This is a genomic window from Methanosalsum zhilinae DSM 4017, assembly GCF_000217995.1.
Classification (GTDB): domain Archaea; phylum Halobacteriota; class Methanosarcinia; order Methanosarcinales; family Methanosarcinaceae; genus Methanosalsum; species Methanosalsum zhilinae.
Genome location: NC_015676.1, coordinates 1,317,750 through 1,334,107, shown reverse-complemented (window position 1 = coordinate 1,334,107; position 16,358 = coordinate 1,317,750). Strand labels below are relative to the sequence as shown.

Genomic DNA, 16,358 nt, shown 5'->3' with positions numbered 1-16,358 from the left:
ATTGATCTTTTATCTATTATAAATCATTATAAATCAATATAAATCTCCTTAATGATATTTTATTCATATATAACTATAATATATCGAATAAAACACATTTTATATTCTAATAACTCATATTAATATTGATTATATTCATTATTATGTAAAAATTAAGGTTTTTAATTTATATTACTAATTATAGATTAAAAATAATTCCTTATTAATCTTAGAATTGTTATTGATTCCAAATTAATTCTTATTTAGAGATTTAATAGTTAGATATTACTATAATTATAATATGTAATCATAATATGGAAACATACAAATATTCTTTAAAAACATACTCACAATACTTATATATAAAAAAATCAAATATCCTAAAATAATTAGAATAACCAAAATTTGATTATATATGGTTACAGAAAGAGAAGAAGATTATCTGAAAGTTGTTCAGGAACTTTTGGATGAAAAAGGATATGTACGGGTAAAAGATGTATCAAAAGCCCTGGATGTAAGCCCTTCAAGTGTAACTGAAATGTTTCAGCGCATGGACGACTCAGGCTATATAAATTACGAAAAATATGGCGGAGTTACACTAACAGACAGTGGAAAGGAAATTGCCAGGAGCACAAAGGAAAAATATGGTGTTATTAGGGATTTCCTGCAGATACTGGGAGTGGATGAAAAGATGGCAGATGAAGATGCATGCAAGATTGAACACCTTCTGACCCCCGAAACCTTAAAAACACTGACAAAATTTGCTGAATTCATCAATAAAAATAAAAAATCTCCGGTATGGCTGGATCACTTCAGGTACTATTATGAAACCGGTCAGTATATAGGGGAAAATTCTATAACTTCTGATCAATGTCCTGTACATGGTAAAAAGAAACAGAATTGATTTAGAATTGATTTTTGGTCATGCTGTTTCTATGGATCGTTCATTTTGATTTTTCATAAGTCCAGATATGCAAACTTAAGATTGCCGACTAAATACCTTACTATTCGTAGTCAATGCACAACATATCATTCATGAAATTATTTTACCTGAAGTAATTTCCAGAATAATCCGATCATACATTCAACGGCATATACAATTGGGAAATTGGAATATCACCCATCGTTTCCTATTGCATCTACCGGACATTCAGCCAGGGCATCTTCACAGGTATCTATTTCTTCGTCAGTTTCCGGCTGACGGTAAACGTATGCCTTGGATCCATCTTCATTCATTTTAAAGTTTTCAGGTGCCGTTTCTATACAAATTCCGCATGCAATACATTCTTCATCCACATAATATGGACCTGGTACATTTTCCGGAACTTTATCTGCTTTATCTGCCATTATCTTACTCCCCAATATCAATTGATTGAAAATTAACTGATTCTGCTATTTATAGATTTCTATAAGATGTTTAATGTATGTAATATGATTTCAATCTCAGTCCCAGAACTGTTTGGTTTTTGCATAGTTCCTTTCAGCAATTAGTATATCTCTGTAAAATTCATCTTCATCTACCCTCATTTTTTCAATGACCCTGGATGCGGTATCCGGTCCAATTCCCCGGCTTGCAAGTGCGATCACAGCTTTTTTACCCTGGGAAAGCACAATATTTGCGTTCCTGTGTACTCTTCTGATTCTTTTTGAATCGTCTTTTGAGAGATTTTTATGTTTTTTTCTGACAAGTGATATCTCATCCTCTTCCCAGGGTTTCAATGCTGCAATTGATCTGGAGTCACAGATTGGACAGGTTGGTATTTCATCCACATTTTTCACTTTTCTGCGAGAGACCCATTTAGTGCAGTTTACACAGAACAGGATCACCCTGTCGTTCATTATTCTCTCTTTTAGTGCAGCCAGAATTGAATGATCTGCTTTTTCAGGAGCAATTAGTTCCTTTCTCATGGAAAATCCCGCTTTTGATATGGGTGACTGTGGACAGATGACAATTTTAATATATCCTTTACTTATATCAGAAAGTATTCGGTGTGTATGTTTAATATCCAGTGTATCATGAAATATTTCTCTTACAACTTCATTGTACATGGATGTATCCTTATATACTTCCATAAGCTTTTTCATACTAAGGCGCTCATATTCCACATCTTTGCTCAAAGCACCAAATTTTCTGGCAACATGAACCATTTTCCATTTCATAAGGCTGGTATTTTTAAGAGTGATCTCTATCAGGGGTCTCAGATGCTGAGGCTTTATTTCCATTAAAAGCCCTTTTATCTGATCTGCAGATATGTTTTTTTGAAATGTAAGCTTGATGCGATAGGGATCAATCTCCTGTGCAATGGTGCTTCCTGACCTTGCAGAAAGAAGGGAGGTCAAAACTCTTGCAAGTGTTTGATTTGTGTTATGTCCCAAACAGGTATTTATTGTAATTTCATTAGAACCGGTAGGTTCAATTGTTATTGTTTTATCATCTGGAAGATCTAGCTGCTTTACTACATGTTCCCTTATTAGCTCAACAACGATTTTGATGGCGCTTTTCTCAGCAGGATATTCATCTTTAAGGCGATGTATAATTTCTTCATCACTGTAATCCTGATGTATCATACGTGCAATCTTTGCTCTGATCTTCCCGACTTCCTGGGCTATTTCAAAGGTGACAGGTATTTCTTCGCCTGTCCAGCTTGGAATTTCACCACCACCCTTCACAGGCTCTACCTTTATTCGTTCCCTTTCAGTTTCCAGCTCAATAATTCGCCATAAATCTCCCCTCGTAATAAATACTGCACCAGGAGACGCAAAGTTGACTATAAAAGCTTCGTCAAGTGATCCAACCGTTTTCCCGCTAACAATATCAAATACTTCATATCTTTTTTCATCCGGGATCATGGATAGGTTATCATAGTAATATAGACGGCTTTTCTTTCTTCTACCTATTTTCTGATGTTCATTTTCATACCAGATTAGCCTGTATTCCGAAATCTGATTGATTATCTGGGTTAGATCCTCTTTTTTGAGATCACTGAATGGATATGCTCTTTTAATGATGGAATATATCCTATCAATATCAGTTTCTCCAAAATCAAGTACCATGCCTGCAATCTGGTTTGCAATTACATCAAATGAATTAATATGATAGGAAATATTCTCGACATTTCCACAGGTAGCGGATTTTGCAATTGCCATGCTCTCAATAATATCATCAAAATCCAGTGCAAGTATAGTACCCCTTGAGGTCTCGTGAATTTTATGGCCTGCACGGCCTACCCTCTGGAGCAGTCTGGATACCTGGCGCGGAGATCCGTATTGAATCACATGGTCAATACTTCCGATGTCAATCCCAAGTTCCATTGAGGATGTGCAGATTAGTCCCTTCAATTTTCCATTTTTGAATGTTTCCTCAGCTTCCAGGCGGGCATCAAATGAAAGAGAACCATGATGGACACCAATAGGTGCTTCAATTGCTTTAAATCCTGAAGCCAAAGCCTCTGCACTCTGACGGGTATTGACAAAAATAAGTGTTGAACTGCTGTTCTCTACTATATTATGGATGGCCTGAAGATGAGATACAAAATCCGGATCGTATCCTGTTTTTCTGGATATCTTCGTGTCTGTATCCGTCCTTACAGGAGTTATAATATTGAATTCAAGTTCCTTTAGCATTGCAACTTCGACAACAACTGCATTTCGGTTAGAACCTGCCATAAATCTCCCCACTTCCTCTGGATTACCAACAGTTGCTGACAGCCCGATCCTTTTGAACTCGCCTGCAATTTCAACAAGTCTTTCAAGGGCAACAGTAAGCTGACTACCTCTCTTGGAACTGGCCAGTTCATGTATCTCATCAATTACTACATGGCTAACCGTTTCCAGGTTTTTTCTGAGCCTTGAACCGGTAAACATTGCCTGAAGAGTTTCGGGTGTTGTTATCAACATGTCAGGCGGATTCCGTGATTGTTTCTGACGTTCATATTGTGAAGTATCTCCATGACGGACAGCAACTGTTATGCTGAGCTGCTGGCTCCACCACTGTATTCTGGACAGCATGTCCCGGTTGAGGGCCCTTAAAGGAGTTATATAAAGTGCTGATATTCCCTTTTCAACTTTTTCAGTATTCTGTTCTGAGCGTCTGTTCAATAGGATGGAATTAAATATGGGCAGGATTGCAGATTCGGTCTTTCCAGATCCGGTAGGTGCTATCAGCAGTGTATGTTTTCCTTCAAGGATCACAGGAATTGCTTTTTCCTGCGGTTTGGTAGGTCTCTTAAATCCCTGCTTATTCAAAGATTCCTGTATTTCAGGGACCAGAAGTTCGAATGGATTACTTTTATCTTTCATTTATTGTGGAGTATCTTTTTGATGAAATCGAGCGTTTAAATTTCTTTTTTCTTTTAGCATTACTGAACTTGCGTATATCCTGAATCATTCCAAGTCTCGTACCATCTAACATATATGCTTCAGCAGTATCAAATTCAACAACTCCTGCTGAAAACGCAGGTCCAAGAAGTTCCTCTGTCTGTATCTCATTGAAGGCGATACCACCGCACAGTTCATTGAATGCAGGCATGATGATTATTTCACTGTTTATATTTTCAGGGCGTGGAGTTAGTTCGGGAATAAATACTTTTTCATATTTTGGTAAAGTTGTTGGATCAATTCTGGTTCTGATCCAGACAGGCTCTGAAGTAGAGTAACCAAGAGAATCGGTCAGGCGTACCGAGGGATGGTTGTGAGCTGTGATTATATGAGAGCAACTGATTACTTCCGGGGATGGCCAGGTATGTCCGTGAAAGTAGCCAACCGAATCTATGCAAGCACCTCTTGAAGGGTGTAAAGTAATATTTTTGTTACCTTCATATAGAAGTTCTATTCCACCGTCATGGTTGCCAGGGATTATATCAACAGGGAGGTTTTGTGCAATATTATGTAAAAAAAGTGGTACTTCTCTCCTTTCCTGCCAGGATATTGAAGGGACATTATGCTTTACGTCTCCAACAAGTACCACCCTGTCAGGTTCTGTTTCTCTTATAAGCTCCTGCATCTGGGAAAGTTTTTTTTCTAGCAGGCTTGGAATTGAAAATCCACTTCTGTAGAGATCCCATTCGATCCCAAGATGTATATCCGCAACTGCCAGAACATCAATTGTATTCGAGATAATAAGAGCCGGTTTGTTGATGACTGGTTTTATTTTAATATCCATGATTTTATTGTGAGCTTTGTTTGCGTTCATATAGTATGAATCATTCTGATGATCAGATTATTAATTCGGGATATTGCATCCTTTAATCTTAATTTATAGCATAAACCACTTATGATGATAATATATAATTATTATGATCGCAATATTTGGTTATTGATAGAGATGGGAATATGGATGAAAAAGAGCTACTGATTTCCTGTATTGATAGAGAATTAGCTTTACTGGACGAACTGCCTGTAATTAATGGATATGCTCTGGTGATCGGCGGTGGTAAAGTCGGTACTCGCTTTATACAGAATACCAGTTCTGAGCGTTTTCCACTGGTCCTGACCATAGACATTGATTCAGAAGCAGAGGCATCAGGAATATCTGAAGTAGTTGAAGATCAAAAAAAGCTTTCATCTATCCTTAGGCAGAAGATCGAGATATTGGAGAAAAATGGACACAGATCACAGAAGAATGGTATTCCCCTTAACAGAAATTATTTCTATAGATGCGATACCGGGATAATTAAATATATTCTTTCACATGGGATTCCGGAATGTATTGTTCCAGCAGTACCTGTTCATATTGCAGCACAGCTGATATCAGATATAATGACTTTTCCCCTAAAATATCAGCAGGATGCGGAGATTGTTAGAACATCGGGACCATCAATACCTGTCCGTGAGTTTACAGTATCGGATTCTGATCCGGCAAAAAAGAATTTCTTTAACAATTTCGTATCAAACCTGCCTGAGCATATAATTCTGTCTCAGTATCCTGAAAAGGGAATAATTGTACTATCATACACCAAAGGCGATGAGATGTGTCCGGATCACTGTTCCGGTTATTCGGGATACTGTCCTTTTTTTGAAAGAGACAAACCCAGAGATACCATAGATTATGTAATGGAGCTGAAATCCTTTCATCCAGGATGGGTCTTTGAAAGCTATCAGATAGGAGCAGGACTTGGTGGAATCAGTGGAAATGATGTGAAAAAGAACCTTTTAGATGCATTGAAGTATGTTCGAAACATATATTCTATGGGTAATGAAAGGAACATTGATGGTAACATGGGTCATGTATTTTTTGTAGGCACATCCTGTAAATGCCATGGAATACTGAACCTATTTTATTTGAATAATACAAATATAACAGATTTCGGTTCATACAGTTAATGATTTATCATATAAATGGGGTGAATTTATGGAAGAAGCGATTGAATCCAGTTTAAAAGAATGGCAGAAAATAGAACCTCCAGAAGAATTTGTAAAGAAGGCCAATATGAATGATCCTGATATCTACGACATGGCGGAAAAAGATTATGAAAGGTTCTGGGAAGGAATTGCTGAGAACATTGACTGGTACAGTAAATGGAAATCTGTGCTGGAATGGGAACCACCCCATGCCAGATGGTTTATTGAAGGAAAACTGAATGCTTCCTACAACTGCCTTGATCGCCATATAGATTCCAGAGGTGATAAAACTGCTATTATATGGGAAGGAGAAAAAGGTGACATACGTAAGTATACCTATAGGCAACTTCTGGATGCAACTTCAAGGTTTGCCAATTCTCTAAAAGATATGGGTGTTAAAAAGGGTGATATTGTAACAATATATCTTCCTATGATCCCTGAAGCTGTCATTGCGATGCTTGCATGTGCCAGAATTGGAGCTCCCCATAGTGTGGTGTTTGCAGGATTCTCTGCTGATGCACTTGCCCAGAGAATTGAAAATTCCCGTAGCAAGTTCCTTATTACCTGTGATGGGTATCTTAGGCGGGGAAAAGAGATCCCACACAAGAAAAGAGCCGATGAAGGAGTGAGCAGGGTGGATACTGTCGATAAAGTCATTGTTGTCAGGCATACCGGCAGTGATGTACCCATGAGTAAACAGAGGGATGTCTGGTGGCATGAAGTGATGGATTCTGCCAGTACAGGCTGTGATCCAGAAATTATGGATTCAGAAGATATGCTATTCTTGATGTACACAAGCGGTACAACTGGCAAGCCTAAAGGAGTGGTTCATACCACTGGCGGATATATGGTTGGTACGCACATAACTACAAACTGGGTTTTTGATATCAAAGAAGATGACATATACTGGTGTACTGCTGATGTTGGCTGGATAACAGGTCATTCCTACATAGTATACGGCCCGTTGTCAAACGGGGCTACAATTCTTATCTATGAAGGTGCTCCCGATTATCCGGAACGTGACCGCTTCTGGGATATTGTCGAGCGTCATAAGGTGACAATATTTTATACTGCACCTACTGCTATCAGGGCATTTATGAGGTGGGGCGAGGATATCCCTGCAAAGCATGATCTATCTACTCTTCGATTACTGGGAACCGTAGGGGAGCCGATAAACCCGAGAGCATGGCTATGGTATTATGAAAATATTGGCAATAAAAGGTGTCCTGTTGTAGATACATGGTGGCAGACCGAAACCGGGATGATAATGATCACTCCTCTTCCAGGCATTACGCCGTTAAAACCTGGAAGTGCTACCAGACCTTTCCCCGGTATAAAGGCAAAGGTCCTTGATGATGAGGGTAATGAGGTTTCTCAAGGTCATGGGGGATATCTTGCCCTGACACGTCCGTGGCCCAGTATGATAAGGACCGTATATAAGAATGAACAAAGATTTATAGACACATACTGGAGTAAATGGGATATCGATACCTATATGTCTGAGGATGGAGCACGCCGGGATGAGGACAGTTATTTCTGGATACTTGGACGTGTTGATGATGTTATCAAAGTTGCAGGCCATCGGCTTGGAACTATGGAAATCGAGAGTACTCTTGTTTCCCATCCAGAAGTGGCTGAAGCGGCAGTGGTTGGTAAAAAGGATGAAGTTAAAGGTGAAGTCATTGTAGCTTATGTCACGCTGGCAGAAAGAATTTCAGAAAGTGACAATCTTATGAGTGATCTTGTGGATCATGTTGCAGATGAAATCGGACCAATTGCACGTCCTGCACATATTTTCTTTACAGATGAACTTCCAAAGACAAGAAGCGGTAAAATAATGCGTAGGATATTGAAATCCATTGCTGATGGTGAAGATGTTGGAGATATTACTACTCTCCAGAATCCTGAGATAGTTGAAGAACTGAAGAGAAAGGTTGATGAATCAGGTACCAATTGAATATGTAAAACTTATTAGAGGTATGTAATGCATATTGAGGAAGATCATGATAAACTGAGATATCCAATTCAACATGCCAGAATCAGTCCGGGTATGAATGTGGATGAACTTGTAGGCCAGATGAGAGGGTGTGCATTTGGTGCAGGTCGCCTGGGACAGGCGGTTGATATATATTGTGAGATGTTAGCTGAAGATACTACCAAATTCTTCGGACTTGCCGGAGCAATGGTCCCTGCAGGCATGCGATGTATTATCTCTGATCTGATCAGGGATGGGAATATTGATGTACTTGTAACAACCGGTGCAAATCTGGTTCATGACATAATAGAATCTCTGGACCTCCATCATTACAAGGGGACTGATGCTATAAATGATGCCTGTCTGAAAAATGATGAAATTAATCGAATATATGATGTATATTTACCAGAACACCATTTTACGGGCCTGGAAGAAAAACTGCAGTCAGTTTTCAGTGAACTGGGAGAGGAAAAAATCTCAATACGCCAGTTCTTAAGCTTTATTGGGAAAAACCTGGATGATGATAATTCAATACTCAAAACAGCAGCAGATCATGATGTGCCTGTTTATTGTCCTGCGATACAGGATTGTGTAATTGGTCTGCAGGCATGGCTATACAAACAAATTAACCCTTTGAATGTTGATGTGTTCGCTGATATGAGTGAATTTCTGGATATCTGTTATGAGGCTGAAAAAGCAGGTGCTCTTCTTGTAGGGGGTGGCGTTCCTAAGAATTATATCTTCCAGTCGATGCTTGTTACTCCAAAAGAATTTGATTATGCAATACAGTTGACTATGGACACTCCAGAAACAGGTGGTCTCAGTGGAGCATCCCTAGAGGAGGCTATATCATGGGGGAAAGTTGGTGAGGAAGCCAGATCGGTAACCGTGTATTCAGATGCAACAATTACTCTTCCTATTATTGTGGCAGCTGCACGTAGCCGCTTGAAGGATTGATGAAATATGATCAAAAATAAAGGATTAATACTTTCCATGGATGTAGTTGAAAAACAAAAAGCAATCATGATAGCAGAAGAAACCTGTGATTCAGTTGATGCTATAAAGGTAGGGTACCCACTGGTGCTTGGAGCTGGTATTGGTATCATTGGAGAACTGGCACGATATGCACCTGTTATTGCAGATTTTAAAGTTGCTGATATTCCAAATACGAACAAATTAATATGTGAACATGTATTCAAAGCAGGTGCGGATTCTGTAATCTCACATGGATTTCCTGGAAGGGACAGTCTTTCTTCATGCATTGAAACTGCTGAGGAATTTGGAAAGGAAGTATACGTTGTGGCTGAGATGAGCCATCCTGGAGCTACTGATTTTTTCCTTCCTGTAGCTGAATCTATAGCAGAGATGGCAGTTGAATGCGGTGCAGCCGGTGTAGTTGCGCCTGCCACAAGACCTGACTCCTTAAAGAGAATAAGGAATATTATAGGGAATGAACTTAAGATCATGTCTCCTGGTGTAGGTGCTCAGGGCGGCAAAGCTTCAGACGCCATATCATCGGGGGCAGACTGGATAATTGTAGGCAGGAGTATATATAAATCCCAATATCCTAAAAAAGTGGCAGAAAGTATTGTTGCTGAAATAGAGTCAGTGACCCGGTAAATATGATGTGTTGATTTCATGTGCCTGTGATGATTACTGTTACTGACAATATGATGAGCCCTATGAGTTCTGAGGCACATGAAATACCCAAACCCGGATATTTTGATCGTAATTTTTTGCTTTTTCATATCAAATAATTATGTTTCTTACACTAGAAGAACATAGTAAAATCTTATAATTAGTAGATTTTAATAATGATGACTCATATTACTCGTGAAGAATTATCAGGTAAATACATGATAAATCTATATATAAGGATTCATGTTGTGTTTTAAACATCCTTTCTGCTATCAATAGGAGATTAATATGAAAAACCGAGAATATATGCTTGGGAATGCTGCCATTGCTAGAGGCATTTTGGAAGGTGGAGGAAAAGTGATTACAGGGTACCCCGGTACACCTTCTTCAGAAATAATAGGAACACTAGCTTCTATGGAAAACAGAAATTTCTATGTGGAATGGTCTGTTAATGAAAAGGTTGCCATGGAAGTTGCGGTTGGTGCAGCGATGACAGGTGTGCGTTCTGTTGTTACGATGAAGCATGTAGGGGTTAATGTTGCAGCTGATCCTTTGATGACTCTGGCTTATATGGGAGTTGAAGGAGGAATGGTTATACTGGTTGCAGATGATCCTGGATGCCATTCATCACAGAATGAACAGGATACACGCAGGTACTCAGAGTTTTCAATGGTTCCATGCCTGGACCCATCCACTCCCCAGGAAGCAAAGGACATGATTCCCTATGCATTTTCAATGTCAGAGAAATTCAAAATTCCTGTGATTTTCAGATCGACCACCCGTATATCTCATGGAAAATCTGATATTATACTTTCAGACCTCCCTGATACCAATCCAGAACCCCATTTTGAAAAACAGGTTGATAGATGGGTAATGATCCCAAAGCATGCCTGTGTCCGTCACCCTCAGCTTCTGGATATTCAGGAAAAAGTGGCTTCCTATTTGGAAAAATCACCATGGAATGAGCTTGAGATATCCAGTGGATCAAAAATTGGTATAGTTGCTTCAGGTATTGCTTCTGTTTATGCCAAGGAAGCCATTATGAAACTGGGGTTAGATGTATCTTTTATGAAGATTGGAACATATCCGGTTCCTGAATCAATGATCCGAGAGATGCTTGACAATGTGGATACTGTTCTGGTTATTGAGGAACTTGAACCTATTGTTGAAGATCGCCTGAAGATAATTGCCAGCAATTATAGTCGAGATATAATAGTTAAAGGTAAAGGACCGAATTTTATTCCCCGGGATGGGGAACTCAGTGTGGATATATGTGAAAGGGCAATATCCACAGTCTGTGATATTGATTCTCCTGAAATTAAAATTCACAGTATGAATAAAGTGATGAATCTTCCAGATCGTCCTCCTGTAATGTGTCCAGGCTGCTCTCACAGAGCCACATATTATGCAATGAAAAAAGCCTTTGGACCGGATTCGATTTATCCCAGCGATATCGGATGCTATACACTGGGAGTCCAAAGTGGGACGGTAGATACAACACTGTGTATGGGGGGAAGTATTACTGTTGCTTCCGGAATTTATAATTCTGGTGAGAAGAGGCCAATATGTTGTTCGATCGGTGATTCAACATTTTTGCATACTGGTATAAACGGACTGCTGAATGCCACTTACAATAAATCGAACATCACGGTTACAGTTCTTGACAACAGGACAACTGCTATGACAGGCCATCAGCCAAATCCGGGTATGGGTAAACTGGCAACAGGTGAACAGACTATAGAGATATGCTTTGAAGATCTGTGCAGAAGCCTGGGAGCAGAGTTTGTTGAAACTGTGGACCCTTCAGATATCAACACAACCATTGAAACATTCAGGAGTGCAAAGGATTTTCAGGGTACTTCAGTTGTTGTTGCCAAGCAGCCATGCATGATACTGGCCAGAAGAATGGGTATTAGATGTTCACCTTATACTATCAATGTTGAACTGTGCACAGGATGCAAAGCCTGTATAAAATTCGGTTGTCCTGCAATTGAGTTTGATGAAGAATCAAAACGTGCAAGGATCAATTCTATGTGTACAGGTTGCAGTTCATGTGTCCAGATGTGTAAGTTTGGAGCAATAGTGGAGGTTTCAGAATGAGTGAAAAAAAGACCTCGAAATTTGATTTGATAATTTCCGGTGTTGGAGGGCAGGGGACAATTCTTGCATCTGATATCATAGGTAAGGCTGCAGTGTTATCGGGCTATTCTGTAAGGGCAGCGGAAACCCATGGGATGGCGCAGAGGGGTGGATCCGTCATAAATCACATAAGGATCGGCTGTGATCTTGGATCACTTATACCTCCGGGTGGAGCAGATATCATGCTTGCGCTTGAACCATCAGAAGCTATCAGGTACATTGAATATCTTTCGCCGGGTGGTACTGTTATTATGAATACTGAGCCTGTATATCCGGTAAGTGTCCTTTCCGGAAAATCGAAGTATCCCGACATCTCGGCCATTTTAAAGGAGCTTGAAGATAACTTTACTGTAAATTCATTTGATGCTACTGGCCTGGCCCGTAAAGCCGGACATCAGCAATCCATGAATGTGGTAATGGTAGGTGCTTTATCAAATTATCTTCCATTTGAATCTGAAGTTCTGGTTGGGTGCATAAAAGAGATGGTACCTCCCAGAACACTGGATATTAATATGGAAGCATTCAGACTTGGTAAAAGCCAGATTACAGATCAATGAGTATCTTTAACTCCAGCTGCATAGTAAAATAAACCGATATTTTTGTCTGTGCACATAATCTGGATGTCAGAACATCCGGATTCATGCACAGCATTTATATATGGGGTGTTTTATTTACATTCCATAAATAGATGTTATATCTAGCCCTGTATCCTTACAGGGCATAACAGGACATAAAAGTAGTGTGATGTGTGTTGGATTTAACAACAGGACGTGGGCCAATTCGTAGAATGCCCGTCTATGTATGCATTGTTGCATCCTGGAACGTTCTGCTTGTTTAAATCTTTTAGAGACGACCACTTTCAAATGTTTGGAATGTAAACCAAAAACAAGGTTCAGGTACCTGGTCAAGCTTGGGTAGACTGGAGAGCAGTCATATTATATCTTCTTGATCTGAAATCATCAGCTCAAATAGTACTGTCTTGATGAGGATCCTGCCATGTTTGTGGTTTTTAACTTGCTTCCCTACTTGTCCAGCTAAATCCGAAAATATAAGAACAAATCAATTCAAAAAAATATAAGCAAGTGTATAATCAGGAGGATAAATAATGGCAAAAGGACATAGACCACGGCGAGGATCACTCGCATTCAGTCCACGCAAAAGAGCGAAAAGCCACATAGCGAAATTCAGATCATGGCCTGAGTCTGCTGGTGAACCAAAGCTTCAGGACTTTGCGGGTTATAAAGTTGGTATGACTCATGTAATTATGATCGATAACGTGAAAAACAGCTTAACCGAAGGGACTGAAATCTCTGTTCCTGCAACTATAATTGAGACCCCTGCCATACGTGTTGCTGCAATACGTGCGTATGCAGAAGACGTTTATGGTAAAAAGCCAGTTTATGAAGCATGGGCATCTGATCTGGATGAGAGTCTAAGCAGGAATATATGTTTACCCAAAGATTACAGCACCCAGAATGCCCTGGACAAAATTTCAGGACTTATAGAGGAAGGAAATGCTACAGATATAAGAGTGGCCACATACACACTTCCTAAAAACATAACCGGCATACCCAAGAAAAAACCTGATCTGATGGAAACCTCTATCAGTGGAAATGATGTCCGGGCAAAGTTTGAATATGCAAGCTCAATTCTTGGTAATGAAGTGGAAATTTCTGATATTTTTGACAGTGGCAACCTTGTGGATGTTGCATCCATTACGACTGGTAAGGGAACTCAGGGACCTGTTAAAAGATGGGGTATTCAGATGGCAAAGCACAAACATTCACGTGCAGGAAGTCTTCGCCAGGTTGGTACTCTGGGACCGTGGAGACCGGCACATGTAAGCTGGAGAGTACCTCAGATGGGGCAGATGGGCTATCATCAGAGAACTGAATATAATAAACGTATTCTCAAAATGTCATCCGATGCAGATGAAGTGAATCCGGATGGTGGCTTTATTAATTATGGCCTTGTCAGCAACTCCTATATACTTGTAAAGGGCAGTATTCCCGGACCTTCGAAAAGACTTGTGAGATTGAGAGAGCCTGTCAGACCAAAGATGAATGGTGTAGGCGATCCACAGATAGTTCATATTAATAGAAGATCCAGACAGGGGTGAACTTGAATGACAAAAACAAAAGTTATTGACTTGTCAGGAAATGAAAAAGATAATATTGAGTTACCAGAGATTTTTAATGAGCCTTACAGGCCGGATTTAATTAAAAAGGCAGTTCTATCCCTGCAGTCTACAAGATATCAGCCTTATGGTCCTCGTTTATATTCTGGTATGGAAACATCTGCACATTCCTGGGGTTCAGGAAGGGGTGTTGCTCAGATTCCTCGAATTTCAAATGGTAGTCGTGCAGCAAGAGTCCCTCAGGCTGTAGGTGGAAGGCGTGCTCATCCTCCAAAACCTGAAAAAGATGTAACTGAGAAAATAAACAAAAAGGAGAAACGAATTGCTTTTAGATCCGCAATTGCTGCAACAATGAACTATGATATTGTGAAAAAGCGAGGTCACAGATTTGAGAACGAAGGTCTTTTTGTTGCAGATGATTCTTTGGAAGAACTTACCAGAACAAAAGAACTGGTTAACTACCTGAACAATGTTGGTGTCTATAGTGATGTCCTTCGTGCTAAAGAAGGCAGGAAAATCCGTGCTGGAAAAGGAAAGGGCCGTGGTAGAAAGTATCGTCAGAGGAAAAGTATTCTGATAGTAACAGGTTCTCAGGCTCCATTGCTAAAGTCCGCAAGAAATCTTCCAGGCGTTGATGCTGTTCCAGTTGATTCGTTAAATATTGAACATCTTGCACCAGGTACACACGCCGGAAGATTAACAATATGGACTGAATCTGCAATATCCAATTTAGAAAGGGGTATTTAAATGACTGCAATAAAATTTCCGTTCATAACTGAAAAATCAATGGCACAACTTGATGATAATAAACTCCAGTTTATAGTCGATACCAGAGCAAACAAGCATCAAATAAAAGATGATGTATCAAAAAAATATGGTTTTGATGTAAGGTCTGTCAGTACTATGACTACTATGAAAGGTCTCAAGAAAGCAGTTGTCACATTTGAAGAAACAGATGCGGCACATGAGATTGCTACAAGACTGGGATTAATGTGAGGTGAGATTAATGGGTAAAAGACTTATATCACAGAACAGAGGACGTGGAACTCCAACTTACAGAGCACCATCTCACAAGTATAAAGGCACTCTCAAACATCCTAAAGTAGATGAAAATGAAACAATCTATGGAACAGTTACGGCCGTAAAACATGATTCATCACGGTCTGCTCCTATTGTAAGGGTAAAATTTGATAATGGAGAGGAGCGCTTTATACTGGCTCCAGAAGGTACTTCTGTTGGACAGCAGATATCATGCGGGATCAGTGCAGAAATCAAACCAGGAAATATTCTATATCTGGCAGAGATTCCTGAAGGTGTTCCAATATGCAATATAGAATCAAAGCCAAACGATGGTGGCAGATTTGCTCGTTCATCAGGTGTTTCTGCAACATTGATTGCCCATGAGAGGGGAAAGGTTGTTGTTCAGATGCCCTCCGGTGAGATGAAATGGCTGAATCCAAAATGTAGAGCAACAATTGGTATTGTTGCTGGTGGTGGAAGGGCTGACAAACCTTTCCTGAAAGCTGGTAACAAATATCACAAGATGAAGACCAGAGCAACAAAATATCCGCGTGTATCAGGAGTTGCTATGAATGCCGTAGACCATCCATTCGGTGGTGGAAATCGTAAGCATCCGGGTAAACCTACAACAGTAGGCAGAAATACTCCTGCTGGTCGTAAAGTAGGTCAGATTGCTGCAAGGAGGACCGGAAAACGTTAAACTGAGGTGTATATCATGGCAAAAAAAGCAACATCAAGATTACCAAAAAGAAAAGGCGAATTTACATATCGCGGAAAAACCACCGCTGAGTTACAGAAATTAAGCCTTGAAGAATTTACTGAGCTTCTTCCTGCAAGAGAAAGGCGAAGTATTAAAAGAGGATTTTCAGAAGAACAGAAAAAAGTACTTCAGAAGATCAAGGATGGAGAAGAAACAGTAAGGACACATCACAGAAACATGATATTCCTGCCAGAAATGGTTGGTAAGAATATCGAAGTATATAATGGTAAAGAATTTGTAAAGGTAGAAGTTCTTCCTGAGATGGTTGGCCATCGCTTTGGAGAATTCTCACTGACCCGAAGCAGAGTTAAGCATGGCAGTGCAGGTGTTGGAGCAACCCGTTCAAGTAAATTTGTTCCACTAAAATAAGG

The 16,358-nt window shown here is 39.7% G+C and carries 15 protein-coding genes; 12 read left to right on the top strand and 3 right to left on the bottom strand.

The window, feature by feature from the left end:
- Positions 1 to 394 precede the first annotated feature (394 nt).
- Entirely contained in the window at positions 395 to 883 is a 489-nt protein-coding gene (locus tag MZHIL_RS06280) for a metal-dependent transcriptional regulator (RefSeq protein WP_013898530.1), read from the top strand.
- 212 nt (positions 884 to 1,095) lie between these two features.
- Here the strand turns inward: MZHIL_RS06280 and MZHIL_RS06275 are convergent, their stop codons facing one another.
- From MZHIL_RS06275 to MZHIL_RS06265, 3 genes are all read right to left on the bottom strand, one after another.
- On the bottom strand, positions 1,096 to 1,326 hold the full coding sequence (locus MZHIL_RS06275) for a ferredoxin (RefSeq protein ID WP_013898529.1): 231 nt from the start codon (positions 1,324 to 1,326) through the stop codon (positions 1,096 to 1,098).
- Positions 1,327 to 1,422: 96 nt separating this feature from the next.
- Entirely contained in the window at positions 1,423 to 4,278 is a 2,856-nt protein-coding gene (locus MZHIL_RS06270) for a DEAD/DEAH box helicase (RefSeq protein WP_013898528.1), read from the bottom strand.
- Positions 4,268 to 5,170 carry a metallophosphoesterase gene (locus MZHIL_RS06265; RefSeq protein WP_013898527.1) on the bottom strand — a complete coding sequence of 301 codons (903 nt, stop codon included), beginning with the start codon at positions 5,168 to 5,170 and terminating at the stop codon, positions 4,268 to 4,270. The genes MZHIL_RS06270 and MZHIL_RS06265 overlap by 11 nt, the downstream gene beginning before the upstream one ends.
- A 140-nt stretch (positions 5,171 to 5,310) precedes the next feature.
- Between MZHIL_RS06265 and MZHIL_RS06260 the strand changes: the two genes are divergently transcribed.
- From MZHIL_RS06260 to MZHIL_RS06210, 11 genes are all read left to right on the top strand, one after another.
- A complete protein-coding gene (locus MZHIL_RS06260) occupies positions 5,311 to 6,300 on the top strand; it encodes a hypothetical protein (RefSeq protein ID WP_013898526.1) in 990 nt (329 codons plus the stop codon).
- A 28-nt stretch (positions 6,301 to 6,328) separates the two neighbouring features.
- Positions 6,329 to 8,275: an acetate--CoA ligase gene (acs, locus tag MZHIL_RS06255; protein WP_013898525.1), complete on the top strand. Its 1,947-nt coding sequence runs from the start codon at positions 6,329 to 6,331 to the stop codon at positions 8,273 to 8,275.
- Between the two features lie 27 nt (positions 8,276 to 8,302).
- Entirely contained in the window at positions 8,303 to 9,250 is a 948-nt protein-coding gene (locus tag MZHIL_RS06250) for a deoxyhypusine synthase (RefSeq protein ID WP_013898524.1), read from the top strand.
- A gap of 6 nt (positions 9,251 to 9,256) precedes the next feature.
- Positions 9,257 to 9,913 carry an orotidine-5'-phosphate decarboxylase gene (gene pyrF, locus MZHIL_RS06245; protein ID WP_013898523.1) on the top strand — a complete coding sequence of 219 codons (657 nt, stop codon included), beginning with the start codon at positions 9,257 to 9,259 and terminating at the stop codon, positions 9,911 to 9,913.
- A gap of 306 nt (positions 9,914 to 10,219) precedes the next feature.
- A complete protein-coding gene (gene iorA / locus MZHIL_RS06240) occupies positions 10,220 to 12,031 on the top strand; it encodes an indolepyruvate ferredoxin oxidoreductase subunit alpha (RefSeq protein ID WP_013898522.1) in 1,812 nt (603 codons plus the stop codon).
- Complete coding sequence (locus MZHIL_RS06235; RefSeq protein WP_013898521.1) at positions 12,028 to 12,627, top strand: indolepyruvate oxidoreductase subunit beta; 600 nt, start codon at positions 12,028 to 12,030, stop codon at positions 12,625 to 12,627. Before iorA ends, MZHIL_RS06235 begins: the two co-directional genes overlap by 4 nt.
- A gap of 548 nt (positions 12,628 to 13,175) precedes the next feature.
- Positions 13,176 to 14,189 (top strand): 50S ribosomal protein L3, encoded by a 1,014-nt coding sequence (gene rpl3p, locus MZHIL_RS06230; protein WP_013898520.1) that lies wholly within the window; start codon positions 13,176 to 13,178, stop codon positions 14,187 to 14,189.
- Between the two features lie 6 nt (positions 14,190 to 14,195).
- Positions 14,196 to 14,954, top strand: coding sequence for a 50S ribosomal protein L4 (gene rpl4p, locus MZHIL_RS06225; RefSeq protein WP_013898519.1), 759 nt, complete (start codon positions 14,196 to 14,198; stop codon positions 14,952 to 14,954).
- Positions 14,955 to 15,203 (top strand): 50S ribosomal protein L23, encoded by a 249-nt coding sequence (locus MZHIL_RS06220; RefSeq protein WP_013898518.1) that lies wholly within the window; start codon positions 14,955 to 14,957, stop codon positions 15,201 to 15,203.
- A 10-nt stretch (positions 15,204 to 15,213) separates the two neighbouring features.
- Positions 15,214 to 15,927, top strand: coding sequence for a 50S ribosomal protein L2 (locus tag MZHIL_RS06215; RefSeq protein WP_013898517.1), 714 nt, complete (start codon positions 15,214 to 15,216; stop codon positions 15,925 to 15,927).
- 15 nt (positions 15,928 to 15,942) lie between these two features.
- The gene (locus MZHIL_RS06210; protein WP_013898516.1) at positions 15,943 to 16,356 is read left to right on the top strand and encodes a 30S ribosomal protein S19; all 414 of its coding nucleotides are present in this window, start codon (positions 15,943 to 15,945) and stop codon (positions 16,354 to 16,356) included.
- The last annotated feature ends 2 nt before the right edge of the window (positions 16,357 to 16,358 follow it).

Bases quoted from the DNA above. Each gene is read 5' to 3' on its own strand.
- MZHIL_RS06280 (WP_013898530.1), top strand. From the start codon at position 395: ATGGTTACAGAAAGAGAAGAAGATTATCTGAAAGTTGTTCAGGAACTT.
- MZHIL_RS06275 (WP_013898529.1), bottom strand. From the start codon at position 1,326: ATGGCAGATAAAGCAGATAAAGTTCCGGAAAATGTACCAGGTCCATAT.
- MZHIL_RS06270 (WP_013898528.1), bottom strand. From the start codon at position 4,278: ATGAAAGATAAAAGTAATCCATTCGAACTTCTGGTCCCTGAAATACAG.
- MZHIL_RS06265 (WP_013898527.1), bottom strand. From the start codon at position 5,170: ATGAACGCAAACAAAGCTCACAATAAAATCATGGATATTAAAATAAAA.
- MZHIL_RS06260 (WP_013898526.1), top strand. From the start codon at position 5,311: ATGGATGAAAAAGAGCTACTGATTTCCTGTATTGATAGAGAATTAGCT.
- acs (WP_013898525.1), top strand. From the start codon at position 6,329: ATGGAAGAAGCGATTGAATCCAGTTTAAAAGAATGGCAGAAAATAGAA.
- MZHIL_RS06250 (WP_013898524.1), top strand. From the start codon at position 8,303: ATGCATATTGAGGAAGATCATGATAAACTGAGATATCCAATTCAACAT.
- pyrF (WP_013898523.1), top strand. From the start codon at position 9,257: ATGATCAAAAATAAAGGATTAATACTTTCCATGGATGTAGTTGAAAAA.
- iorA (WP_013898522.1), top strand. From the start codon at position 10,220: ATGAAAAACCGAGAATATATGCTTGGGAATGCTGCCATTGCTAGAGGC.
- MZHIL_RS06235 (WP_013898521.1), top strand. From the start codon at position 12,028: ATGAGTGAAAAAAAGACCTCGAAATTTGATTTGATAATTTCCGGTGTT.
- rpl3p (WP_013898520.1), top strand. From the start codon at position 13,176: ATGGCAAAAGGACATAGACCACGGCGAGGATCACTCGCATTCAGTCCA.
- rpl4p (WP_013898519.1), top strand. From the start codon at position 14,196: ATGACAAAAACAAAAGTTATTGACTTGTCAGGAAATGAAAAAGATAAT.
- MZHIL_RS06220 (WP_013898518.1), top strand. From the start codon at position 14,955: ATGACTGCAATAAAATTTCCGTTCATAACTGAAAAATCAATGGCACAA.
- MZHIL_RS06215 (WP_013898517.1), top strand. From the start codon at position 15,214: ATGGGTAAAAGACTTATATCACAGAACAGAGGACGTGGAACTCCAACT.
- MZHIL_RS06210 (WP_013898516.1), top strand. From the start codon at position 15,943: ATGGCAAAAAAAGCAACATCAAGATTACCAAAAAGAAAAGGCGAATTT.